The organism is Noviherbaspirillum saxi (assembly GCF_003591035.1).
GTDB classification, from domain to species: Bacteria; Pseudomonadota; Gammaproteobacteria; order Burkholderiales; family Burkholderiaceae_D; genus Noviherbaspirillum; species Noviherbaspirillum saxi.
In genome coordinates, this window is the sequence record NZ_QYUO01000002.1 from 704,357 (window position 1) to 729,223 (window position 24,867).

A 24,867-nucleotide genomic window follows, 5' to 3' on the forward strand; every position below is an offset into this window, starting at 1 on the left:
TGATAGGAGAAATCATGCAAGCAAATAATCTGGCATACGCCATCGATCCCGCGCTGATGGCGCGACAGGAAGCTGGCCGGCGTTCAATGGAAACGCTATTGAACTGTTATTGCCGCGAGGTGGCGCAGCCGCAGGGACAATTGCAGATCGGACCGCTTTTTGGCCAGAACGACTGGCCGCAGTCAGTGCATATGGCATTGCGCCAGAGTGGCGGCAGTATCATGCATATCCGCTTGCCGTTGATCGGCACGCGGCTGCTGACAGTGGTGGAAGAGCCTTCCGCCACGGGCAATTACCGTTACCGATCGCCGTTCTACTGCAAGGCGCCGGCCAAACCATGGAACTTGCTCGACTGGGAAGGTTTGGCCGGATGGCTGTTACGCGAATTGTCCTTGCAAACCGACACGCCGCCGAACGACGAGCTGATGCAGCAAATCCGCGATAGCGTGACCGTTACTGCTGCGGTGCTGCAGTCGGCGCGCCCGGGGCCTTTCGCGGCAGAGCCGTTGCAGGCATTCATCGAATCCGAGCAGTCGCTGGTATTCGGCCATCCATTCCACCCCGCGCCGAAAAGCCGCCAGGGCGTTTCCTATGACGACATGCTGCGGTATTCACCGGAAATGAGCGCAAAATTTCCCCTGCATTATTTCGCGGTGCGCCGCGAGTACCTGCTGCAGCAATCGGTACTCACGACATCCTGTGACCAGATCATTGCAGAGCAGGCACCTGCCGGCCTTGTCGCCGACCATGACTATGCGCTGATTCCGGTCCATCCCTGGCAGGCGCGCTACCTGCAGGAGCACACGAGCGTGGCGCAAGCGATTCGTACGGGCCGTATTCGCGATCTCGGCCCGCAAGGGGAAGCGTATTTTCCGACCTCATCGATCCGTACGCTGTTCCACCCGGACAATCCGTATTTCTATAAAGGCTCGCTGAACATCCGTATCACCAACTGCGTGCGCAAGAACGCGGTGTACGAGTTGGAAGGCGCGTTGCAGGTCACGCGAATCATGCGCGAACTGATGCCCGCGTTGCAGCAGCAATTCCCCGGCGCCCGCGTGCTGGAAGAGCCAGCTTTCATTTCGGTGGATCTAAAGCTGAACAATGCGCAACTCGACAAGGAGGTGACCGAAGGCTTCGGCATGATCCTGCGGCGCAGTTTCAAGGAGACGCTGCAGCCCGATGTCACGCCCTTGCTGGCCGGTGCGTTATTCGGCAACCATCTCCATGGCGAACGGCGCGTGCGTGAATTGCTGGCGCACATGGAACAGCGCTGGTCCTTGTCGACGGCGGAGGCAGCCGAACAATGGTTTTCGCGCTATGTCGCGGAAGTCATGTACCCGGTGCTGTACTGCTATTTCGAGCATGGTGTGATTTTCGAACCGCATTTGCAGAATGTGGTCATCGGCGTGGCCGAAGGTGAACCGCAACAGGTATTCCTGCGCGACTTCGAAGGCGTCAAGCTGGTCAGCGAACGTTATGGCGAACGGCAGTTGCAGCACGTCAGCCCGCGCGCCCGCGAAGCGCTCTGGTACAGCAACGACCTGGGATGGAAGCGCATTGCCTATTGCCTGTTCGTGAACAATTTCTGCGAAGCGATCAGCCAGATCGGCGCGGGCAATCCTCGCCTGCAACAACGCTTGTGGTCGATGGTGCGGCATCATTTGCATGTTTATCAAAGCCAGTATGGCGATGGGCACTCGGCGCAACGCATCAAGGCCTTGCTGGATGGCGAACCGTTTCCGGGCAAGACGAATTTGCTGAACCGCTTTTTAAAACGCGCCGACCGTGCCACCACCTATCTCCCGGTGACCAACCCGCTCGGCATGCTTGCGGAGGATAAGGCGTGGAACTGAGATTGGCTGAAGTCTTCGCAAGCATCCGCGCGGCGCAAGCCGCATCCGACGAACCCTTGTGCGCTTATCTCTACGACCTTGAAGGCTTGCGCCGGAACGCGGTTCGCGTGGTCGATTCCCTGCCGGCAGGATGCGAACTGTTCTATGCCATCAAGGCCAATTCCGATCTGCCCGTTTTGCAAACGCTGGCGCCATTGGTGCACGGCTTCGAAGTGTCGTCCGGCGGCGAGCTGGCATGGGTGCGGGAACATTTCGCCGAAGTACCGGTGATTTTCAGCGGGCCGGGAAAACTGGACAGCGAACTGGAGGCGGCAGTCGCACAGCATGTCGATTGCCTACATGTGGAAAGCCTGAACGAGCTGCAGCGTCTGGCCGCAATTCTTGACCGGACCGGCAAGACACAAGCGGTGCTGTTGCGCATCAATCTGGCGCTCGACAGTCTCGCCGAAACCACCCTGATGATGGGCGGAAAGCCGACCCCGTTCGGCATTCCCGCGCAGCAGTTGCAGGAATGCCTCGCATGGTTGCACAACTATCCCGAGATCCAGCTGCGCGGTTTCCATTTTCATTTGCTGTCGCACCAGCTCGATGCGCAGGCGCATCTGCAACTCCTGCGCGCCTACCTGAAGCAGGTGCGGCAATGGTGCGAGCAATACCGGCTATCCATAGCCCAGGTCAATGTCGGCGGCGGCATCGGCATCAATTACCGGCAGCCGGACCGGCAGTTCGATTGGGTCGATTTCAGTAGCGGATTGTCCGCGCTGCTGGACAAGAGCGGTTTACCGGGAGTCAGGGTGCGCTTCGAGCTGGGCCGCTACATCACCGCGGCCTGCGGTTACTACGCGATGCAGGTAATCGACATCAAGCGCACCTACGGCAAGATCTTTGTGATTGGACGGGGCGGCTCGCATCATTTTCGGACTCCTTATGCGCAAGGCCACAGCCATCCTTTCCATGTGCTGCCGGTCGATACATGGCCCTATGCGTTTCCCCGTTCCGCGGTATCGAATGAGCGGGTCAGCGTGGTGGGCCAGCTTTGCACACCGAAGGACCTGCTGGCCTTCGATGCGCCCGTCGAGACCGTCCGCTGCAACGATCTGGTGGTATTCCCTTATGCGGGCGCGTATGCCTGGCATATTTCGCATCACGATTTCCTGCGGCATCCGCATCCGCTGCAATGGTATTTGCCGGTAGAGGAGGGTGCACATGCTGCGCGCGAACAAGCTTAAGCGGGCGCTCGCCGACGGCAAGACGGTATTCGGACTGCTCAATTCGATTCCATCGCCGCTGGTGGTCGAGATGATCGGTTATGCGGGTTACGACTTCGTGATCCTGGACATGGAGCACGTGTGCGTCAATCCCGAGACGCTGGAAAACATGGTGCGGGCAGCCGAGTGTGCCGGCATGACCACCCTGGTCAGGGTGCCGAACGCGGCACCGGAAAATATCCTGCGCGCGCTGGATTGCGGCGCGCTCGGGATCGTCGTGCCCCATGTACGCACCCGCGCCGATGCCGAGCAAGCGGTTGCTGCCAGCCGGTATCACCCGTTGGGCAGCCGCGGCATCAGCGGCGGGCGTACCACCGGCTTCGGCACCATCGATCTGCCGACGTATTTTGAGCGTGCCAATGCCGAAATCATGGTGGTGGCGATGGTCGAGGACAGCGAGGGTGTCGGCAACCTGGATGCAATCCTGTCCGTCGCCGGCATCGACATGGTGCTGGAAGGGGCGATCGATTTATCCCAGTCGTATGGCGTGCCTGGGCAGGCGCAGCATCCGAGCGTGCAAGCTGCAATCGACAGGATTGCGACCGCTTGCGATCAGCACGAAGTCAAATTCTGCGCGATCCCACGGACTGCGGATCAGTTGAGCCGATGGAAGGAGCGCGGTGTGCAGGCGTACTTGCTGGGGGACGACCGCAGTGTCAGTTTCCGCGCACTCAAGGCGCATGTAAGCGTGATGCGATACGCAGGCAATCCGCTTGACGCCGTTGCGAATGTCAAGAGGCCGATGTCAGGCTAAGACGTGTTTACCGCTAAGCAGAGGGCAACCGCGCTTTCCACGCAGTCAGGATCAAGGTTAGCAGTGCAGCGAACGACATTATCAACGCATCTGGGGCCTCCATAGTCCACAGCGTAGCGCCACTGATTCCGCACCAGATGACTGGAATGGGAAGAAGCACCCGGTAAATCCGATTTGATGTGAGCAGCAGGACACCGAGCGTTGCGACGACGGTAGGATCAGGTGCAATACCGAAGATTTCGGCTTGCAGCCACGGTCGTCCCGCAAGCGCACCAATCAGCGGTTGAAATAGCAGCGCGAAGAGGAACATGCCAAAGCCGACAAGATGGCTCGCATTGCCAGTCGGGTTGAAGTGCAGTTGACCGCGAATCGCCCCTATCCACATCAGAAGCGCCGCCTCGATCATGAAGCCAGCCGCAAAGTAATTTGCAACCCAGTTGATGGTGGCATAGCGCTCAACGTGAAATGCCCATGCCACCCACAACCAGCACACTGCGAGAATCGCCGCAACAATACGCCCCCGCCACGCCTCGGTTCGGAACAGGCACACCAGCGTCGCGAAGCCGAGTGCAAGTGCCAGGACCTGGGCCGGCCATATTTCGCTGTTATAGACTTCGAACAGGCGATAGTAGGTGCGCGCCGAGAACAGTAGAAAATCCGATAGCGTATAGGTCCACCACTCAGACATCAGAGCTTCTCGACATAGGCGATCATGCGGCGGCGCGTTGTCTCATCCGGCAGACGTCCAAGCGCCGCACCCATGTTCTCGCCGATATGGGCCACGCTGGAGGTTGCCGGAATGGCGCACGTGACGGCCGGATGGGAAACGATGAACTTGAGCAGGAACTGGGCCCAGTTCGCGCAATCGATATCCGCTGCCAGCGGCGGCAGCGGATGGCGTTCCATCGCCTTGATCAACGCTCCTTGGCGAAACGGCCGGTTCACGATGACGGCGATGCCGCGCTCGCGCGCCAATGGCAGAATGCGTGCTTCAACTTCGCGGTCGAGAATGTTGTAGGTGAGCTGCACGAAATCGAGCGGATGGTTGCGCATGATCTGCTCCATTTCCAGATGGCGGCGGCCTTCCGAGGTAGTGATCCCGACATAACGAAGCTGGCCCGCCGACTTCATGGAAAAAAGCGTCTGCAGGTGCTCTTGCCAGGAGAGCAGATTGTGTACTTGCAATAAGTCGAAACGCGCCACGCCCCAATGTTGGCGCGATGTCTCGATCTGGCTCGGCCCGCGTGCGCCGGAAGCGATCCAGACCTTGTCGGCGGAGAATAGGCGCGGTGGATTGCCCAGTTTCTTCAAGCCCTCACCAATGACTTCCTGGGAGGAACCATACATCGGTGAAGAATCGATCATCCGGCCACCGGCATCGAAAAAGTTGCGCATGACCTCCGTGCAAGCGGCGCGGGCAACACGGTCGTTGCCTACATTGAAGGTGATCCAGCTTCCTAAGCCGATTACGGGCAAGGCTTCGCCGGTGGAGGGGATGGGGCGTGTGATCAAGACGCGTTGTGGCATCGTTCCGGTCGCAGGGCCAAGTACGACGCCTGCTCCCAGCGCCAGCAAGAGCTGGAGCAGATGGCGGCGGCGTGGCGGTAAAGTTTGCTCCATGGAGAACACTCCCGTTGGATCCTGCTGTGTCGAAGCTGGCAAGACTGCAGTCCCGCGCAGATCTTCGTGTATTGGGAACCAGGTGACGTGGCGGCAATTATCGCGCTGATGATCCGAATTCGGCCACAGGCTACGGTACGTCTATTTAAGGAACGTGCACGAAATAATTTCCCGATTTGATCCACGTCCGACGGGCGCGCTGCAGCGTTGCTCGGCGTCGCCATAGCTCGCTATGACTCCTTCTCGCGCCTTGCTTCGCATCCCATCGGACGCGTCCAAATCGGTAACTTATTCCGTACACATTCCTAAGGCGTTGCGTAAGTCGATGCAGAACATCGGCAGTTTGAAAATTTCTTGCCGAGAACCGTGAGATACCACAACACCAATTCGCTGATTGCTTAAGGTCAATCACAAAAACAAGAGAATGTGTATATTATTTTAACGCTAAACCGCGTGACTACTGGCAGCAAGCTCCCAATGCATAACATGACAAAGGAGATTCACCATGTATCTGTCGTCGCTCTCACAACGAGCCAAGCGCAGGTTAATCGCTGCATCGATCGCCACCGTCGTCGCGATTTCCCCGGCCGTGTTGTATGCCCAGGAGTTTCGGCTCGGATTGAGTTCGCCTCCTACCTCGATGGATCCGCATTTCTATAACCTGTTCGCCAATCTGAATGTATCGGATCACATCTTCGAACCATTGGTAACAATGGATCCCGATAGCAAAATCATTCCCGCCCTGGCCGAATCCTGGACGCTCGTCAATGAAACAACCTGGGAGTTCAAGCTGCGCAAGGGCATAAAGTTTCATGACGGCAGCGAGTTGACGACAGCCGACGTTGCATGGTCGATGGAGCGTCCCGCGACGATCGTCGGCAGCCCTGGAAAATTCGATGTTTATACCAAGAGCATCGCCGAGAAAAAGATCATTGATGCCCACACCATTCGCTTTATCACGAAGGAACCGTATCCACTTCTCCTGCCTGACCTGACTTCGATCTACATTGTGTCGAAGAAGGCTACCGAGGGGATTTCCAGCGATGATTTCTCCAGCGGCAAAGGCATGGTCGGCACCAGTCGTTACAAGTTTGTTCGATTCCAGCGCGACGATCGCGTCGAACTCGAGCGCAACGATGCTTATTGGGGCAAGAGGGCGGAGTGGAACAAGGTGACGCTGCGCTTTATTCCAAACGGCGCTACCCGTATTGCCGCACTGCTCGCCGGCGATGTGCAGGCAATTGAAAATGTGCCCACGCCCGACCTCGCTCGCATCCGCAGCGACAGCAATATCGGCATGTACTCCAAAATTTCTCACCGGATGATCTTCCTTTATCCGGACGCCAGCCGGGAAAAATCGCCTTTCGTGACCACGAAAGATGGCAAACCGCTTGACAAGAACCCACTGCAGGACGTTCGCGTTCGTCAGGCGATATCAATGTCGATCAACCGCGATGCGATCAAGGACCGTGTGATGGAGGGATTGTCGGAGCCGACCAATAATCTGGTGCCGCCCAATCTGTTCGGCCACAACCCGGAGCTGAAAGTGCCAAAGTACGATCCGGAAGGCGCGAAAAAGCTGCTTGCGGAAGCCGGCTATGCGGATGGATTCGGCATCACGATCCATACGCCGAACAACCGTTACGTCAACGACGAGAAAATCACCCAAACCATCGCTCAGATGCTGTCACGTATTGGCATCGCTGCCAAGGTAGAAGGCATGCCGATGTCGGTTTACTCATCGCGTGGCGCCAAACGCGAATACTCGCTCGGTCTGCTCGGCTGGGGCGCGCAGACCGGCGAAGCCTCCTCGCCCTTGCGTGCCTTGGTTGCATGCGACGATCCGGCACGCGGTTTCGGCGGATTCAACTGGTTGAAGTACTGCAACCCCAAGCTGAATGAAACCTTGGGCAAGGCTGTCAATACCGTCGACGACCAGCAACGGCTAAAACTTTTGCAGGATGCCGCCGCCATTGCCATCAATGAGTACGGCATCATTCCTATCCACCAGCAGGTAACGACATGGGCGGCACGTAAAGGCTTTGCCTATACACCTCGCACCGACGAGCGTACCCACGCTTACGGCTTCCGCCCGCAATAATGATCCGTCCGCCTTCATTCGAGGGCGGACATTTTCCTGCGAGCTGAACCATGCTGGTATTTATCATTCGGCGCCTGCTGCAAAGCGTCGCGGTGCTTCTTGTCATGTCGCTGCTGGTCTTCGTGGGGGTTTATGCAATCGGCAACCCTATCGACGTGCTGCTCAGTCCTGATGCCGACCAGGCAGAACGTGCCCGGACAATCGCTTCTTTCGGCTTGGACAAGCCGCTTTGGCAGCAATATTTTATCTTCCTTAAAAATGCGCTCTCCGGCGACATGGGCCGCTCGTTCGCTTTCTCGACCCCGGCACTCACGCTGATTTTCGAACGCATGCCAGCCACCATGGAACTCGCCGTCACTGCCATCCTTTTTTCCATTGTGCTCGGCATTCCACTCGGTTTGTGGGCAGGCCTGCGTCCCAACAGCATTGCGGGTAAAACCATCATGGCGGTGTCGATCCTCGGTTTTTCACTGCCCACGTTCTGGGTTGGCCTGATGCTCATCATGCTGTTTGCCGTGCAACTGGGCTGGCTGCCGTCCAGCGGGCGCGGACCGACGCAGGAGTTGCTCGGCATACCCGTCAGTTTTCTGAGTTGGGATGGATTGAAGCATCTGTTTTTGCCGGCGCTGAATCTCTCGCTATTCAATATTGCCCTGGTGGTTCGCCTGACCCGTGCGGGCGCGCAGGAGGCGTTGCTGCAAGACTATGTCAAGTTCGCACGCGCTAAAGGCTTATCCAACAAGCGTATCATCGGTGTGCATGTGCTGAAGAATATCCTGATTCCGATCGTGACTGTGATCGCGTTGCAGTTCGGCTCGATTATTGCATTTGCCATCGTCACGGAGTCAGTGTTTGCCTGGCCTGGCATGGGCAAGCTGATCATAGATTCCATCCGTGTACTGGACCGACCGGTGATCGTTGCGTACCTGATGCTCATCGTCGTAATTTTCATACTGATCAATCTTGTCGTCGACGTGGTGTATTCATTGCTCGATCCAAGAGTGCGCCTGTCTGATGCGAGGGGATAGACCATGCTGATGGAAGCAGCGCCTGAAGTAACACCAGCGCTTGCTAAGGCCGAAACACCGTTCCAGCGTTTCGTACGGCAATTCTTTTCGAGCAAGGTTGCAACATTCGGCTTTGTCGTACTGTTATTGATTATCCTGGCTGCGGTTTTTGCGCCAGTCCTCTCACCGCAGAATCCCTACGATTTGTCCAAGCTCGATGTGATGGATTCCCGTTTACAGCCCGGCGAGAGGTCGGTAGACGGTTCAGTAAAATATTTGCTGGGTACGGACGAGCAGGGACGTGACATGCTATCGGCTATCCTGTACGGCATCCGTATTTCAGTGATCGTAGGGGTGTCGAGTACGGTGATCGCGCTCGTCATCGGACTGTCGCTGGGTCTGCTGGCCGGCTATGCGGGCGGGCGCGTAGAAGCTTTCGTGATGCGCATCGCCGACATCCAGCTTTCCTTCCCTCCCATTCTCATTGCGCTGATCCTGCTCGCATTGACAGGGCAGGGTATCGGGAAAATCATCATTGCGCTGGTTGCCGTGCAATGGGCATACTATGCCCGTACCGCACGCAGCGCCGCGCTGGTGGAACGAAAGAAAGAGTACATCGAAGCCGCCATCTGTCTCGGCCTGTCTCCGATGCGTATCATCTTCCGCCACCTATTGCCGAACTGCCTGCCGCCACTCATCGTGATTGCTGCCTTGCAGGTCGCGTCCGCCATTTCGCTGGAAGCCACCCTGTCGTTTCTCGGACTCGGCCTTCCGGTAACGGAACCGTCCCTTGGGCTGCTGATTGCGAACGGCTTCCAGTATTTACTATCAGGAAAATATTGGATCAGCTTTTTCCCGGGACTGGCATTGCTGGTTACTGTTGTGGCAATCAATCTCGTCGCAGACCATTTGCGCGACGTGCTTAACCCACGCCTCCAAACGCAATGATGATAGGAATGCGATGACAACACAGGATCAACATCCGGCTCTCATCGTAGAAAATCTGAAAACTCATTTTTTCACGCACGGCGGTATCGTCAAAGCCGTGGACGACGTATCCTTCACTGTCAATCGTGGTGAAATCATGGGGCTCGTCGGGGAATCCGGTTCCGGAAAATCGATGACAGGCTATTCCATCATGGGTCTGATCGATCCGCCCGGCAGACTGGTAAGCGGGAGCATTCGGCTGCAGGGGAAAGAGTTGCGCGGACTGACACAGGAACAGATGCGCGCGGTGCGCGGCAACCGCATCGCGATGATTTTCCAGGATCCGATGATGACGCTCAATCCGGTGTTGCGTATCGATACGCAGATGATGGAAGCCATATTTGCACACCAGAAAGTCAGCAGGACAGTCGCCCGCGAGATGTCCCGCGACGCACTGGCCCGCGTCGGTATTTCATCCCCGGATGAGCGTCTGGTCGCCTACCCTCACCAGTTCTCCGGCGGGATGCGCCAACGTGTCGCCATTGCCATTGCACTATTAAATAAGCCTGAACTCATCATCTGCGATGAACCGACAACAGCCCTCGATGTAACGATCCAAGGGCAAATTCTGTATGAAATGCAGAAGCTCTGCCGCGAATCCGGCACCTCGCTAATCTGGATTACACATGATCTTTCTGTCGTGGCGGGTCTGGCCGATACGGTGTGCGTGATGTATGCCGGGAAAATCGTAGAGAGCGGCACCGTCCATCAAGTGCTCGAAGCGCCGCGCCATCCCTACACCTACGGCTTGATCGCATCGGCACCGTCGCGCAATCCTCACGGACAGCCACTGAAGCAGATTCGTGGCATGACGCCTTCATTGATGAACCTCCCCAGCGGGTGTGCATTCAGGTCACGCTGCGACCATGCAACCGAAGTTTGCGCCACTGCTCCGGTGCTGGAACAGTATGACGGGAGGACGCTGCGTTGCTTCCATCCAGTGACGGTTGTGCCGGAGGTGGTGCAATGAACACGCTTACTCAGCCTTTGCTTGAATTGCAACATGTCAGCAAGCGATTTGTCAAAGGCCTTGATGCGGCTGCGAAGATTGCCAATGTATTTGGCGCCGGCATGAAAGAAGAAGTGGTGCATGCGGTCGATGACGTCAGTCTGGCTGTCTATCCAGGCGAGGTAGTTGGTCTGGTTGGCGAGTCCGGATGTGGGAAGTCGACGCTGGGGCGCATGGCTGTGGGGTTGCACAGCATGACCTTCGGTACTCGTTGGTGGAAGGGAGAGGAAATAGACAAATTCGCGCCGGCGATTCGCCGGCGCAAGCAGCTTGGCATACAAATGATCTTCCAGGATCCCTATGCTTCGCTAAACCCCCGCATGCGCGTGCATGACATTGTTGGTGAAGCGCCGGTGACACACGGCATGGTGAGTGCTTCGGAGCAGAAGGACTACGTGGAAGGGCTACTACAACGCGTAGGACTTGATCCCGCTATGTTGCGCAGGTTTCCCCATCAGTTCTCCGGCGGCCAGCGTGCCCGTGTGGGGATTGCACGCGCACTGGCCGTCAAGCCGGAATTCTTGATATGCGATGAAGCGGTTGCGGCGCTCGACGTATCGATCCAGGCACAAGTGCTCAATCTTTTCATTCGTTTGCGTGACGAAATGAATCTGACCTATCTGTTTATCAGTCACGATTTGGGCGTCGTAAAGCATTTGTCCGACAGGGTGGTGATCATGTACCTGGGGCGAGTGGTGGAATCTGCGCCGGCATCTGAAGTCTTTGCTTGCGCGAACCATCCCTACACCGTGGCGCTGCTGACTTCGGCGCCGAAGCTGGAAGTGAAGAAAATCGAGTTCATGGCAGTGCATGGAGAGATTCCCTCGCCATTGAATCCGCCAACAGGGTGTCATTTTCACCCACGCTGTCCGCATGCCATGCCGCGCTGTTCGGCGGAACGACCGATACTCAAGGAAATTGCACCACAACATTTTTCCGCATGTCACCTGAACGGTTGATTCGCGATTTTCATACATACCCTCATGCATAACCAGGATTCTTGCCATGAATGCCAATAACGAAGCCGCTGTCGCCATGCCCTCCGCCGAAACATTGAACATGATTGAACGGCTGATCGCGTATCCGACTGTCTCGCGGGATTCCAATCTGGGGCTGATCGAGTGGACACGCGACTATCTTGGCGCCATGGGAGTGAAGTCACGGCTTACCTATGATGCGACCGGCAAGAAAGCAAACCTGTTCGCCACGCTTGGCGAAGGGAAGCGACCCGGCATCGTCCTCTCCGGCCACACCGATGTGGTCCCAGTGGATGGTCAGGCCTGGGACACGGATCCCTTTACCGCGACGATCAAGGAAGGACGACTGTATGGGCGAGGCTCCGCCGACATGAAAGGTTATATCGGCACCGTGCTTGCACTAGCGCCGAAGTTTCTGGAAGCAGATATGGACTCGGCATTGCATTTTGCGCTGTCGTACGACGAAGAGATTGGCTGTGTCGGCGTCCGTGGCCTGATCAGGGACCTCGAGGAAATAGGCTTGAAACCAGCAGGGTGTATCGTCGGAGAACCGACATCGATGCAGCCGATCATCGCGCACAAGGGTACGCACCGGTTCCGCTGCTGTGTCCGTGGACGGGAAGCCCATTCCAGCTACACGACCCTGGGTGTGAACGCAGTAGAGTATGCAGCGCGCATCATCGTCTACATCCGTCAGATGGCTGATCGGATGGCACAGCTGGAGACGCGCAATTACGGGTTCACCGTGCCTTATACCACCATGCAGACCGGCCTCATCCGAGGCGGCTTGGCGTCCAACATTGTGCCGAAGGACTGCGAGTTTCAGTTTGAAGCCCGTACGCTGCCGGGCGTGGAGGCAGAGAAGTTGTATCAGGAGGTACAGGACTTCGCCGCAACACTGGTACCCGAAATGCGCCGTGTCGAACCGGATGCAGCCATTGACTTCGAATGGCTGGCAGCCGCTCCCGGTCTTGCAATGGAGGAGAGCGATGCCATTGTTCAACTCGCGGCATCGCTGTCGCGCAATAAGCCCAATGGCGCCGTTTCCTACGGCACTGAGGCAGGGCTGTTTCAGCGTGCCGGCATTCCTACTGTCGTATGTGGCCCCGGCAGCATCGAAGAAGCGCATCGGCCGAATGAGTATGTATCGCTTCAGCAGTTGGCGCAATGTGAAGCGTTTTTACTGCGGCTTATGGATGAATCCAGCAAATAACCAGAGCTGAGTGGAGTGAGATCATGACAGCGCCAGTGAAGCAAACATCTCGAGTGCACGCGCCGTTGTACGTTTCGAGTACAGGCAAGGCCGTTAACGGCCCCGAGTAGCCCTTGCATATCAGCAATCCCGTTTCGGACGAGCGGAGGGGCGGATACCGAGACGATATTTGAACAATTCATGGCGAGGCAACATCAAATTCCATGAGCACGACAACTAAATATCTCTTGGGAATTTACGTACATTCCGACAAGTTCGCTCGTGCCCCTAGCCGAATCTATCTGCTGCAACTTGTGAAGGAGGGAGACATACTTTTTACTGTCATTTCCCGCAAAACTATCTGACATCTCGTTAATTTGCGCGCTACGTCGTGATTAATTCGGAACCAATTCAAAAACCTTGTTGCAACGGCCGCCTACTGCTAGGGTAACGCGGTATTAGGGCCTGTTGACATTCAGTTTGGGAGATGCGTTCGAGCCAAAACGCGTGCTGGCGGTGGCGCGTGGCGACGCAAAGGCTGGACGCCTTTGCTAGCCATGCAACGCCGGTAGCGCGCGTTTTGGCTCGAACCCTTCGGGAAGGTGTCCTATGCGTCGCATGGCGTTGTTGCGGCTCCTTGCCGTAGCACCGCTACGTCGCGTCGCCGCGCCTAGCCCTACAACGCATAGGACACCTTCGCACTCCCAAACTGAATGTCAACAGGCCCTAAAACAGAACAATAAAATTTCAAAGCAAGCTAAGCTCAATATGTTGAGGCGACAATGATTGAAAAAAACATCGCATCCATTGTATCGAACCGCGTCGGACGGAAAGACATAAATTCTCTGCTTCGGATGTACATAGACGGCGAGAGGATTGCAATGCTGACCTGCTACGATTCCAGTTTTGCGGCACTTATGGACCGATGCGGAGTAGATATCTTATTTGTGGGAGACTCGCTTGGGAATGTATGCCAGGGTCACGCATCAACTCTGCCAGTGACGTTAGGGCATATGGTGTACCACACCAAATGCGTATCGCGCGGGAATTCGTCAGCATTTCTCATAGCCGACATGCCTTATGGTACGTACGCAACTCCCGGCTCAGCCATAGACCATGCCGCAAAGCTTATGCAAGCAGGCGCTCAGATGGTGAAACTGGAAGGTGGTGCTTGGCTAAGAGATATCGTCAGTCGTCTTGTCGAACGCGGAATACCAGTTTGCGCACACGTAGGCCTTACGCCGCAATATGTCCACAGCCTTGGTGGCTACAAGGTTCAAGGTAAAACCATTGAAGCCGCCAAGTTAATTAAAGACGACGCGCTAGTGCTTCAGAACGCAGGCGCAAAATTGGTTGTCATTGAAGCGGTACCGAAATTGATCAGTAAGGAAATTACTGAGGCCTTATCTATACCGGCCATAGGAATCGGAGCCGGTCCGTATTGTTCAGGTCAGGTTCTCGTGATGCACGATATGTTAGGAATTAGCAGCGGACGCAAAGCCCGGTTTGTTAAGAACTTCATGGACGGGTGTCAAAGCATAGAAGCAGCAATACGTAGCTACGTCGAAGAAGTCAAATCCAACGCTTTCCCCAATGACACACATTGCTACTGACGTCAGTAACCTAATCGAGTTAAAACACAGATGGTGCCAGCGTCAAAGTCCGCAATTAACACGCCATCTCGACATCCCTCTACTACCTTACTTCCGACGCAATAGTTATGTGTCGGAAGTACACGCGTACGCCGAATCTCAACCTAAGAGCCGGATTGCAAGCGTTTCGCATACCAGAACGAATCTGCACTCGTCGGTGCCGCTGCGCTAGACCGGCCTATAAGCGTATAAACGTTAGACTTGCTTGCCTTAGGATTCAGTGTTTCCAATAGATGAATATTACGCCTCACGTTTGCGCCATATTCAAAAGCATTTGTACTATCTTCATGGGACTTAATACGTTGAGATCGCATATCCCGTCGGATAACCTCGAGAAGGTAATTAAATTCGTGAGCAAACAGCGGTTCGAGTTGAGTCAATGACATGACAGATTTCCAGTGCAAAGCAAAAGAACATCACTTAAAAAATATCTTTCTTACCCTACCCGATGAAGCTGGCTAGGCCGATATCGGCGTCCTGAATAAGGAAAACGTCCATTCTTAAAGTCCGAGAAATATCGTGGGTTCAGGTTTATGTGGACATTGAAGTAATAACGGGTCTGCTATGTAAATGAGTTATCGAGCACGCTTTACAGAACGACATGTTTACAGCTCTCAGGTGCGGTTGGCCAGCGCATTGCGCTGGCCCTTCGCGAATCACAAGTTAAAATCGATGACGCACCCCGAAATTAAATGCGCGATTTCCAGATCCGGCCTCGATGGCGTTGCCGACGGTGTACATCGCTCCGTTATCATTGTCAATGCGGGCGTATGATGTATATAGCGCAGTACGCTTCGATACGTTGTGGATATAGCCGATGCCAATCTGAGCTGCATCCCGATTTAATGCGCTACGATCATCTTTGCGCACGTAAGAGGCCATAATGGTGCCAGTTCCTGCCGGGACGCTAAGGCCAACGAGGACGTCACGGCTATCGTTGCCAGGCGCGCCGTCGTTGACGTTGTAACCCAAGCTAACCCAACCGAAATTAAAGTCATACTTCGCCGATATTAACGTGTTTTTCGCTGCCGTCGTACCACTCGGATCATTGGTATGATGATGTGCGAGTCCACCACTGAACGGACCAGCGCTGTATCCCAATCGTAAGCCCATTTGACGATTTGCCGAGGCATCACCGGCTATTTCACCAAACCCGTAGGCGAGTTGCCCGTTGAAACCACCGACGGAAGGGGTAGTGTAAATCAACGCGTTGCTCATCCGTGCCGTCGTACCCAGCAGGTTGGTCGAATTGCCGGCCAACCCAGTTCCGAACGGGTCAATATCATCGACGGCGAGAAAGTGTGGCGCGTACTGGCGGCCAGCGGTAATCGAACCAAATCCACCGTCGAGCCCGACAAATGCTTGACGCCCAAATGTCAATCCGCCTTGGTTTAATCCACCTGTATCGGCCGCAATACCCGATTCAATAACAAACTTAGCACTGAGTCCGCCACCTAAGTCCTCGCTACCACGAAAGCCGAGTCTACTACCAGCACTGACGCCGCTGCTCAACTTCAAAACTGATCCTCCCGGACCACCACCTTCTGAAACTACACCAAGGTCCATAACGCCATATACGGTAACCGATGTCTGCGCCCACGAACATGTGGCCATCGTACAAAGGACTGCAAGGGCCAAGTTTGATTTCTTCATTTTCTCTCTCGTTGGATGTTAAATATGTGTTTAGCGCCTGGTAGGTGCCGATTCTTTAGCTATAATTTTTATTACAACTGCATTCAATCGTTTAACGACACCCAGGAATTTGATAAAAAACGGATCATTTAAGCATCGGGCGATTGTGTCGCCCTGCCTAAATACCTTGGCCAGCTCTCGTGAAGCAGATCCTGAGCCATCTTTCGACTCGATCCGAACGGGGTATATCAATGGAGGCATTTGCTGCAGTCACAGCGATTACGATATTAGGGTTCATTGACTTTCATATGGAAATATGACTTTGAGATCCGGATTCTATTAATCAGATGGGCATGCGAGAGGTAGATCTGCAACGCTCCCTATGAAACTTTTACGATGGTTCAAGGAACATTCAAAGCTGCGGCGCCTAACCATCGCCCATCCTCACACAAGGTGCCTACTACCTCAGCAACTAACTTGCTGACGGCGGCGCCAGCCTGCGATGGTGCTGCTCCGCTTGGCGTGCAAAGGCAGAGAGTTCGTGTTGCTGCCGGGGATGCGATTTCCTGTGCGACTAGTAAGCCGGTGTCGAGAAGGTCCCTCACCGGAGCCATTGGTAGAATTGTTGCGCCTAACTTTGCTAAAAGTGCGCTTCGAAGGATAGCAACAGAGTTAATCTCCGCCACCAAATTAGACTCAAATTGACTAAGGCTACGCGCCATTCGCTCGACCTGGATGCGTACACCATGTGGATAAGAAGGGAGAATGAGCGGCTGACGTAGAGCATCACTGGGTGATATTGCAGCGCTAATGGATATCCCCAGGAAATCGGGAGTCGATACCAGAAAGAGCTGCTCTCGAGCTAGTGCCTTATAGTCAAACCGATTTAGCTTTCCATCGTCAAACAGAACCGACATGTCCAGCCTCTCATCGATTAACTGGTTTTCAAGGTTACCGGTAAGCTCCTCGGTGATCAGTAGCGTTACACGGGGAAGTCGCTGCTTCGCCGCGACAAAAAGAGGTAACGCCAATGCAGCCGATACGCTCTGGGGGATTCCTAACGTTACCGTTCCAACAGGGGTGTTCGGATTGTCACTAAATGCACGCTTAGCGTCTTCAACGTTCCGCAGAATCTGATTGGCATGCTCACAGAACTTTCGACCATCTTCAGTAAGCCGTATCCCCGTTGCCGTCCGATGCAGGAGTTTTGTGTTCAGTTCAGCCTCCAGTTTTGATAACTGTTGGCTTAGTGCAGACTGAGCAACATACAGCCTTTGAGCCGCTCTGGATATGCTTCCGCTCTCCACTATCGACGCAAGATATCTTAGCTGGCGCAATTCCATACGCTGGATCTCCAGACAAAATGCCCAAGAATAGGTAAAACAAAAGCTATAAGGGCAAGGTTAACTACAAGGCGGAATTTGGCATAGATGTGCATATCACCTTTATTTAAGTATTCGTAGTCGCTGACCCTGCAAGCAGCGTGCCATTTGTCTACGTAGCCTCAACGGTTGACGGTTAGATTTGGACATTGGCTTGGATAAAGCGCCGAAGGTAAATGCAGCGAAAGCTGCCATCTCAATCACCCTGGATACCCGTTAAGAATTTTTACGGTCGTAAAGTATCCGATCGTAAAAAATCTTAACCGTCGCATCCGAACACCCCGGAAAGACGCCCAAAAAATGAGGTAGTTCTTGAATTTTTAATATACAAGGACCGTGGCATGCGTCTTGCAAATTGGGATTCTGCAACATCATTAAATGGAGCAGATCATGTTAAAGACAGGGGACTCGACTGCAGTCTCAATAATTGTAGAGCAGGGCGATCTCGCCGCCGCGTTCGCGGATTTCGAGAACGAATCATATCCAGAAGTTCTGTCGACGCCAGCAATGTTAGGGCTTATGGAACGCGCCTGCGCACGCTTGCTGGAGCCGCTGCTAAAAGATGGCGAGATGTCTGTGGGCGCCAAGGTGCAGCTGAGTCACTTTTCACCGTCAGCAATGGGGTCGTTTGTCACGGCCGTTGCCACGTTTGAGCGTCAGGAGGGGTCGCTATTTTGGTTTCGACTAAGAGCGTATGACGGTGCTGGCGATGTGGGAAAGGGAGAACATGCACGGGCGATCGTCCGACAAAGCGATATTGAAGAAAAGGCTTCCCTAAGAAGGAAAGCGATCTGAAATAACGAAGTTAACACAAAACACGGAGTAACATAATGCGCGCAAATGCACCGCAGGAATTAGACGACAACTCACTCTTTGATCGTGAATTCGAGACGCTGTCGCCTGACGACCTGAGAAAATATCAAGAGACACGTTGGGCGTCGCAATGGGAATACGTCAAAAAGCATTCTCGTTTCTATCAAACTAAGCTAGCTCAATATATTGATCGGGATATCTCCTTAGATGATCTTCAAGATCTTCCGCTTACCGAAAAAGATGAACTTCGAATAAGCCAGGAAGCGGACTATCCCTTCGGCAATTACATTGCCTGCCCCGAGGAACGCGTTGCCCGTATGCACCGTACGTCGGGGACTACTGGACGGCCTTTGATTCTGTCAAATTCCCAGAAGGATGCGGAAAAAGTCGCTCACGTCGGGGCGCGTTCCATGTGGGCCGCGGGCCTCCGACCTCGGGATCGCGTTGTTCACTGTCTTAACTATTGCATGTGGACTGGGGGTTTCACAGATCATACGATTCTAGAAGCGTCAGGCGCGACCGTATTACCTTTCGGGGTCGGAAACACGACGCAACTGATTCAGTCGATTAAAGATCTTGGCATAACGGCCATCTCGTGTACACCGTCCTATCCCGCAATGCTGGAAAAAGTGCTTCGTGACCACTTTCCCGGCCTTAGTCCAAGAGATCTAGGGCTTCGGCTCGGCTTGTTTGGAGGGGAAGGCGGGCTCGATAACCCAGCTTTTCGCGAAGCAATGGAAGAAAAGTGGGGCTTTAAAGTTCGCAATGCTAACTTCGGCCTGTCGGAGGTGCTTAGTATTCTGGGCGGGCAAACTAGCTGGACAAATGATCTCCTGTTTCACGCAGGCGATGTCATCTTTGCTGAGATTCTCGATCCCGAAAGCGGAAAACGATTGCCTATCAACGAGGGTACGGTAGGCGAACTTGTCTGCACTCACCTAGCGAAAGAATGCCAACCCTTAATTCGTTATAGGACAAGAGATATCGTTACGGTTACCGGAGCCGATGCTGGCCCCGACGGACGGACGGCGTGGCGCTTTAGAGTTACAGGAAGGACTGATGACATGTTCAATGTGCGGGGTATTAATGTCTTCCCGAGTGCCGTACGCGCCGCTGTCGAGGCACTCCCGCAGTATAGCTCAGGCCAATTTCGAATCGTCCTCCGTGGACCTGGCCCGTACGATCGTATCGATGTAAAAGTGGAGGCTGCTCAACTCCTATCATCAGGTGATTGGAATGGCGCGCGCGAGGCACTCGAACGTGAAATACAACGGCGAATTGGATCGACTGCAGTGGTGGAGATGATTCCATTCGAAGGATTGCCTCGAACCGACGGAAAAACCAAATGGGTAGAACAGGTGGAAGTATGAGTTATGCAAATTACAAAGTTGTGGGTCAGGTAGGAGTAGTGACCCTTAACCGGCCGGAGCGTCTCAATGCAATTGGCACTCAATTACTTGAGGATCTCCATGTTGCCTTGCAGCGCGCGCAATCCGACCGTGCCACAAGTGCAATTGTGTTGCATGGTGCAGGTCGTGCTTTCTGCGCGGGAGATGACCTCAAAGACTTTGCGGAACAAGCCAAAGACCTTGAAAGCATTGCTAGTCACGTGGAAAGGATTCAACGCATTACTCGTGATCTCATGTTTGGAGAAAAGCCTGTGATTGGTGCCATTCACGGATTCGCAGTAGGCGGCGGTTTTGAATGGTTACTTAACTGTGACCTTGTGATCGCCACTGAGGATTTGGTATGTTTTTTCCCGGAGATGGATTGGGGGCAGTTCGTAACAGGAGGCGTAACCTATCTTCTTCCTATGGCCGTTGGTTATCAGAAGGCAATGGAATTGTGGCTCCTCGGAGAGCGACAGAGCAGTGACACACTTCAAAAACTTGGAATAGTTAACTGGATCGTCTCAAAAGACCAGTTGCTAACGAAGGCTATGTCTGTCGCGGAAGCTGTCTCTACGAAGTCAGCGATGTCAGTGGGGCGACTTAAAAAACTACTTACTACCCAGTTGCAGGGACAGCTAGCAAACTCGCTTGTTCTCGAGCATAGGGCAACAGTCGATTGCTTTGGATCACCGGACGCAGCAGAGCGAGTTAAAAAATTCGGGAAAAACTAGTAGAGAGATTCTATGGATATTAGAGCAATCACTTTTGACTATTTCGGGACCTTGGTCGATGTCGACAAAGGCGGCATTATAGGCATGGAGAAGGTACTCAATCGCATTGGTATAAAGCCGTCGAAGGGTATAGACGAGATTTACCTTGATTGGGACATTAACAATGTCCGGCTTTACCGTGGTGAAAAATATCAACGATATCGTGACGTAGCTCAGCGTGCGCTGGTGACGACGTTGGACGCTATCGCGCCCGGCATTTCGAAGCAGATTGAGCTGCCGTTTCTTACCGATCTTTTTCTTAGTAACCTTGTAGAAGAGGCGCCACCACACCCGGAGGTGCCGGCAGTCCTGGCATGGATGGCGAGTAGGTATCCCCTAATGCCTATTACAAACATGGATACGGATCTGTGGCAGCGAAGTCAATTAACTCAGTACTTCGAACACGTGACCTCTGCTGAAATGGCCAAGGCATACAAACCCTCTTCAGATATTTTCAAGCTTGCCCTTCAGCGTCTCGCAGTACCGGCTGAAAATGTGCTGCATTGCTCACTTGCCTCATGGGCGGATATTGATGGAGCAAAGCCACTTGGGATGAATGTGGCATGGATTAATCGTGGTCGTGACGTCTTGGGGACGTGGCAGCCAAGGCCTGACTTTGAATATCACGATTTATCCAGTGTCCGGATTTTGCTGGAAAACGAAGTGCCGTCCGCACTAAAACTTTGAGGAGACATAGAAATGAAATTTGCGATCACTAGGGCATTATTTTGTGCATCTATGACCGGACTTTTTACGCTCACGGCGTCGGCCGCAGAGGTAACGGTAAAGATTGGACATAGCGGGCCACTTACAGGCGCGCAAAGCGTAAGTGGCAAGGACAACGAGCGAGGCGTACGTCTTGCAATTGAAGAGCTTAATGCCTCTAAGTTCCGTATTGGTCCTGATATTGTTAAATTTGAGCTTCTTTCGGAAGATGATCAAGGCGATCCGAAGCAAGGGGTATCAGCTGCTCAAAAGCTGATCGACGCAGGTGTAAAAGCGGTGATTGGCCACTACAATTCCGGTGTTTCGATTCCGGCTTCCAAGCTATACAACGACGCGCAGGTGCCAATGATTACCGGAGCGTCCTCGAATCCGAAGTTGACGCAACAAGGTTTCCCCTACGTATTTCGTTTAGCTGCAAGTGATAATACGATGGGGTCGATGATGGCTCGATTTGGCGCCGGATTTCTGAAGGCGAAAAAAGTCGCCGTGATTGACGACCGTACGAGCTATGGCACCGGGGTCGCGGATGTATTCATCAGCCGGGCCAATGAGTTAAAGATGCAGGTCGTGGGCCGTGAGTTTACCACTGATAAATCCACTGACTTTATGTCAATACTGACTAAAGTGAAGGCTTTGAAGCCTGAAGTAATTTTCTTCGGTGGATATTATCCCCAGGGCGGCTTGATGGCGCGACAGATGAAACAGCTGGAGATGAATATTCCTCTGCTTGGCGGTGATGGACTGTGTGCAAAGGACATTATTACTCTCTCCGGTGGTGCGGTTGAAGGAAAGTTATTCTGTGCACAAGGGGGTACCTCGCTAGACATGCTCCCCAATGGAACTGCATTTCGTGAGCGGTTTAAAAAGGCCTTTGGGACAGATATCGACGTGTACGCTCCGGCATTCTATGTCGCGACTCTTACCGTGGCTGAAGCAATGAAACAGGCCGAGTCGACCGATCCGAAGAAATTTGTTCCAGTGCTCGCGAAGTCAAAGTTTACCAGCTTACTCGGGGACGTAAAGTTTGATAGCACAGGGGATTGGGAAGGCGCGCCGGTAACGGTCTACGAAGTTGTGGGTGGGAAGCTCGAACCTATTCGTCGCTAGACGGATCCACAGAATAGGTGGCTGGCTTTGAGCGAGATTGTGCTTAAGCTGGTCACCTAATCGAAATCCACTCTAATCAGTCAAATCACATCTTCGGCAAAATGAGCCACTCACTATTTCGACTAGTATGAGCTTTGATTTAGCACGGTTTTTCAGCGATCGCCTATTCCTGGAGAAGTTTCGCAGCACATTGGAGATTCTATATCTGTTTGTCAATTCGGCTCCGAATGCACTGTCCTTAAAGGACCTCGAAAGTGCTACAAATCGGTGTAGAGCAGAAATCGTGGATGCCTGTACTGCGTTAATTGATGTCGGCTTAATCGCAGCGCGTGGACCAACTCAAAACGTTTGGCAGCTATTGTCATCCCCGGGTAGTCTGACGCTCGAAGATGTTTATAAATGTGTGGAAATACAGTATAAAATTGGGCTTGCGCCGGGCGCTGGTACGAATTTTCACCTTTTTAAACCTGAACCGTCGGCAATCACAGAGATTGACACGCTGATGATTGAGGTGTTATTTAACACACATCAATTACTACTAAAATATTTCCGCGAAGTTTACTTGATTCGATTGCGGCCAGCTTCTCTACAGGCGGTTTTTCCTCAATTTGCATTCGTAAAAAAGGGGCATAAACTACATCATTTAGCTGAGCGGAGCCCCGAAAAGAGTGGGATATCGTCTCATTAAACCAGCATCATGGTTTTTGAACGCCGTACGATCGGAGCGCGGCATGGGAAGGATTTCATGGATCGTGCAGGATTTTTGCAACATGCTTTCAGCGCGACTCTCAGCAGCGATGCGTTATGGGCAGCAACCCGTAACTACATGTTGCGTAGCCATCAGTGTGCAGGCTTTCTAGTCCTGTCGCGAGAGTTGACTGTACTTGATAGTAACGTCTCAAAGCTGGGTGTCGATGCTTTTTCCAAATCGCGTACTGGCGCAGATTTAACAACTCTTCCCGAATCATTACTTGATAATCTTAAAAAGATATTTCATGAAGATCCTAAGAGGGCGCGAGAAGATACAGGCATCGAGTTCGTAGCACTCGACTTAAAATTTCACATCCGCACTATCGCAATCAATAACCAAACTGTCGGAGCCTTTATTTGGATTACCCAGGTAAAGACCGGCAATGCGACTGCGGATGATGTTATTCATTTTGCAGCGAGCACACTTGAGATCCTCACGTCAAAATTTTCGGTAGAGCAAGAGAAGACATGGCTTATCAAAGAGCAGCAAGCAATCGTTGACCATATCACTGATGGTTTGCTTGTAATAGAGCGGTCCGGCGTAGTTCGATTCATGAATGCCACGGCTGGAAGAATTCTTAATTTGGTACCGAAGAAGAGCATTGGACAGCGTTTTTCGGATCTGTTGGACTTTGAACCGATCATTCATCCGATCTTCGAATCCGGCGTCGGCTATGTTGATCGTGAACTGATCATTGACTCGCCAAGGCGGCACTTGCATCTGATTGACACTGCAGTGCCAATTAAAAATGCGCAGGGGCAAGTTGTTTCAATCGTAAATTCGTTTCGCGAGATTCACCGTGTCCGGAAGATTGCCGACCGCTTACAAGGCAACCACGCGCGTTATACGTTCGAAAGCTTAATTGGCAGTTCTGAATCGCTGCAAGACGCAACAGCCGCAGCGCACAAGGCCGCGCGTGGTTTTGCCAATGTGTTACTTAACGGCGAAAGTGGGGTTGGTAAAGAGGTTTTTGCTCAAGCTATACATAACGGTAGTTCTCGGGTCGACGGGCCCTTCATTGCAATTAACTGCGCAGCCCTACCAAGAGATCTCATCGAAAGTGAGCTCTTTGGCTATACGTCCGGGAGTTTTACGGGTGCCAGAAAAGAAGGTCGTCCCGGAAAATTTGAATCCGCCACTGGCGGAACAATTTTTTTGGACGAAATTTCCGAGCTTCCGCTGGATGTCCAGGCAAAATTGTTGCGGGTACTTCAAGAACGGGAAGTGGTTCGTATTGGCGATACTCGAGGTATCCCCATCGACGTACGCATCATTTCTGCATGTAATCGCGATTTGCGTCAGCTTGTTCAGACCAAGGAATTTCGTGAAGACTTGTTCTATCGCTTCAATGTGATTGCGATCACTATTCCTCCCCTTAGGAAGAGACAAGGTGATATTGCTGTTTTGGCGAACCATTTTCTTACCAAGTACGCCGCCTTGTTAGGCAAGCGGACGTATCGGTTTCAGCCATCTGTATTAGAAAAAATGATGAAATACGAGTGGCCAGGAAACGTGCGCGAACTGGAGAATTGTGTTGAGCGCATAGTTAACCTGTGTGACGAAGAAGAAGTATCTGACATATATTTCTCAGAACTCGATGTCGCGCATGCTTTGCCGGAAAGCCGGCAAAGCGGCACGCTTAAATCATTGCGCGACGCAGAGCGCGACGCAATTGAGGCGATGCTGCAAGCCTGTAACTGCAACATTACAGAATCCGCACGCAGGTTGGGAATTTCAAAACCTACGTTGTACGCGAAGATTCGCGAACACGGTGTAATCGTCGAACGTGCCATACGCTAGGTCTCCTAATGATCTAAGCAAGCGTTCTCGTATCATAGCCTTTTAGTGTTGTATGGCTCCATGCCGAATGTG

Annotated in this window: 21 protein-coding genes; 17 read left to right on the plus strand and 4 right to left on the minus strand. The window is 53.3% G+C overall.

What is annotated here, in order from left to right:
* Nucleotides 1-14: 14 nt before the first annotated feature.
* Genes D3871_RS19080 through D3871_RS19090 form a run of 3 tightly spaced genes read left to right on the plus strand, consistent with a single transcriptional unit; the run spans nt 15 to nt 3,878 of the window.
* Complete coding sequence (locus D3871_RS19080) at nt 15-1,856, plus strand: IucA/IucC family protein (RefSeq protein WP_119770651.1); 1,842 nt, start codon at nt 15-17, stop codon at nt 1,854-1,856.
* Nucleotides 1,847-3,085, plus strand: coding sequence for a type III PLP-dependent enzyme (locus D3871_RS19085; protein WP_119770652.1), 1,239 nt, complete (start codon nt 1,847-1,849; stop codon nt 3,083-3,085). Before D3871_RS19080 ends, D3871_RS19085 begins: the two co-directional genes overlap by 10 nt.
* Complete coding sequence (locus D3871_RS19090) at nt 3,063-3,878, plus strand: HpcH/HpaI aldolase family protein (protein ID WP_119770653.1); 816 nt, start codon at nt 3,063-3,065, stop codon at nt 3,876-3,878. Before D3871_RS19085 ends, D3871_RS19090 begins: the two co-directional genes overlap by 23 nt.
* A gap of 13 nt (nt 3,879-3,891) precedes the next feature.
* Here the strand turns inward: D3871_RS19090 and D3871_RS19095 are convergent, their stop codons facing one another.
* Together D3871_RS19095 and D3871_RS19100 are read right to left on the minus strand one after the other, a co-directional pair.
* The gene (locus D3871_RS19095; RefSeq protein WP_119770654.1) at nt 3,892-4,566 is read right to left on the minus strand and encodes a DUF6064 family protein; all 675 of its coding nucleotides are present in this window, start codon (nt 4,564-4,566) and stop codon (nt 3,892-3,894) included.
* On the minus strand, nt 4,566-5,498 hold the full coding sequence (locus D3871_RS19100) for an aldo/keto reductase (protein ID WP_119770655.1): 933 nt from the start codon (nt 5,496-5,498) through the stop codon (nt 4,566-4,568). Before D3871_RS19100 ends, D3871_RS19095 begins: the two co-directional genes overlap by 1 nt.
* Nucleotides 5,499-6,003: 505 nt before the next feature.
* On the opposite strand from D3871_RS19100, the gene D3871_RS19105 reads away from it, so the two are divergent.
* From D3871_RS19105 to panB, 7 genes are all read left to right on the plus strand, one after another.
* A complete protein-coding gene (locus tag D3871_RS19105) occupies nt 6,004-7,599 on the plus strand; it encodes an ABC transporter substrate-binding protein (RefSeq protein ID WP_119770656.1) in 1,596 nt (531 codons plus the stop codon).
* 50 nt (nt 7,600-7,649) lie between these two features.
* Complete coding sequence (locus D3871_RS19110; RefSeq protein ID WP_119770657.1) at nt 7,650-8,627, plus strand: ABC transporter permease; 978 nt, start codon at nt 7,650-7,652, stop codon at nt 8,625-8,627.
* A 3-nt stretch (nt 8,628-8,630) separates the two neighbouring features.
* Nucleotides 8,631-9,554, plus strand: coding sequence for an ABC transporter permease (locus D3871_RS19115; protein WP_119770658.1), 924 nt, complete (start codon nt 8,631-8,633; stop codon nt 9,552-9,554).
* A 13-nt stretch (nt 9,555-9,567) separates the two neighbouring features.
* Nucleotides 9,568-10,563: an ABC transporter ATP-binding protein gene (locus D3871_RS19120; protein WP_119770659.1), complete on the plus strand. Its 996-nt coding sequence runs from the start codon at nt 9,568-9,570 to the stop codon at nt 10,561-10,563.
* Complete coding sequence (locus D3871_RS19125; RefSeq protein WP_119770660.1) at nt 10,560-11,561, plus strand: ABC transporter ATP-binding protein; 1,002 nt, start codon at nt 10,560-10,562, stop codon at nt 11,559-11,561. Before D3871_RS19120 ends, D3871_RS19125 begins: the two co-directional genes overlap by 4 nt.
* Before the next feature lie 46 nt (nt 11,562-11,607).
* The gene (argE, locus tag D3871_RS19130; protein ID WP_119770661.1) at nt 11,608-12,792 is read left to right on the plus strand and encodes an acetylornithine deacetylase; all 1,185 of its coding nucleotides are present in this window, start codon (nt 11,608-11,610) and stop codon (nt 12,790-12,792) included.
* 761 nt (nt 12,793-13,553) lie between these two features.
* Nucleotides 13,554-14,384: a 3-methyl-2-oxobutanoate hydroxymethyltransferase gene (panB, locus tag D3871_RS19135; protein ID WP_119770662.1), complete on the plus strand. Its 831-nt coding sequence runs from the start codon at nt 13,554-13,556 to the stop codon at nt 14,382-14,384.
* A 702-nt stretch (nt 14,385-15,086) separates the two neighbouring features.
* Here the strand turns inward: panB and D3871_RS19140 are convergent.
* Both D3871_RS19140 and D3871_RS19145 read right to left on the minus strand, forming a co-directional pair.
* A complete protein-coding gene (locus D3871_RS19140) occupies nt 15,087-16,076 on the minus strand; it encodes a porin (RefSeq protein ID WP_119770663.1) in 990 nt (329 codons plus the stop codon).
* A 380-nt stretch (nt 16,077-16,456) separates the two neighbouring features.
* Complete coding sequence (locus tag D3871_RS19145; RefSeq protein ID WP_119770664.1) at nt 16,457-17,398, minus strand: LysR family transcriptional regulator; 942 nt, start codon at nt 17,396-17,398, stop codon at nt 16,457-16,459.
* Between the two features lie 417 nt (nt 17,399-17,815).
* Here D3871_RS19145 and D3871_RS19150 point away from each other — a divergent pair, with 417 nt between their 5' ends.
* From D3871_RS19150 to D3871_RS19180, 7 genes are all read left to right on the plus strand, one after another.
* Nucleotides 17,816-18,232, plus strand: coding sequence for a thioesterase family protein (locus D3871_RS19150; RefSeq protein WP_119770665.1), 417 nt, complete (start codon nt 17,816-17,818; stop codon nt 18,230-18,232).
* Between the two features lie 35 nt (nt 18,233-18,267).
* Nucleotides 18,268-19,620, plus strand: coding sequence for a phenylacetate--CoA ligase family protein (locus D3871_RS19155; protein WP_119770666.1), 1,353 nt, complete (start codon nt 18,268-18,270; stop codon nt 19,618-19,620).
* A complete protein-coding gene (locus D3871_RS19160) occupies nt 19,617-20,372 on the plus strand; it encodes an enoyl-CoA hydratase/isomerase family protein (protein ID WP_119770667.1) in 756 nt (251 codons plus the stop codon). Before D3871_RS19155 ends, D3871_RS19160 begins: the two co-directional genes overlap by 4 nt.
* Nucleotides 20,373-20,384: 12 nt before the next feature.
* Nucleotides 20,385-21,098, plus strand: coding sequence for an HAD family hydrolase (locus D3871_RS19165; protein WP_119770668.1), 714 nt, complete (start codon nt 20,385-20,387; stop codon nt 21,096-21,098).
* 12 nt (nt 21,099-21,110) lie between these two features.
* Nucleotides 21,111-22,244 (plus strand): branched-chain amino acid ABC transporter substrate-binding protein, encoded by a 1,134-nt coding sequence (locus tag D3871_RS19170; protein WP_119770669.1) that lies wholly within the window; start codon nt 21,111-21,113, stop codon nt 22,242-22,244.
* A gap of 283 nt (nt 22,245-22,527) precedes the next feature.
* Complete coding sequence (locus tag D3871_RS19175) at nt 22,528-22,932, plus strand: hypothetical protein (protein ID WP_147376849.1); 405 nt, start codon at nt 22,528-22,530, stop codon at nt 22,930-22,932.
* Between the two features lie 57 nt (nt 22,933-22,989).
* A complete protein-coding gene (locus D3871_RS19180) occupies nt 22,990-24,795 on the plus strand; it encodes a sigma-54 interaction domain-containing protein (RefSeq protein ID WP_233575721.1) in 1,806 nt (601 codons plus the stop codon).
* The last annotated feature ends 72 nt before the right edge of the window (nt 24,796-24,867 follow it).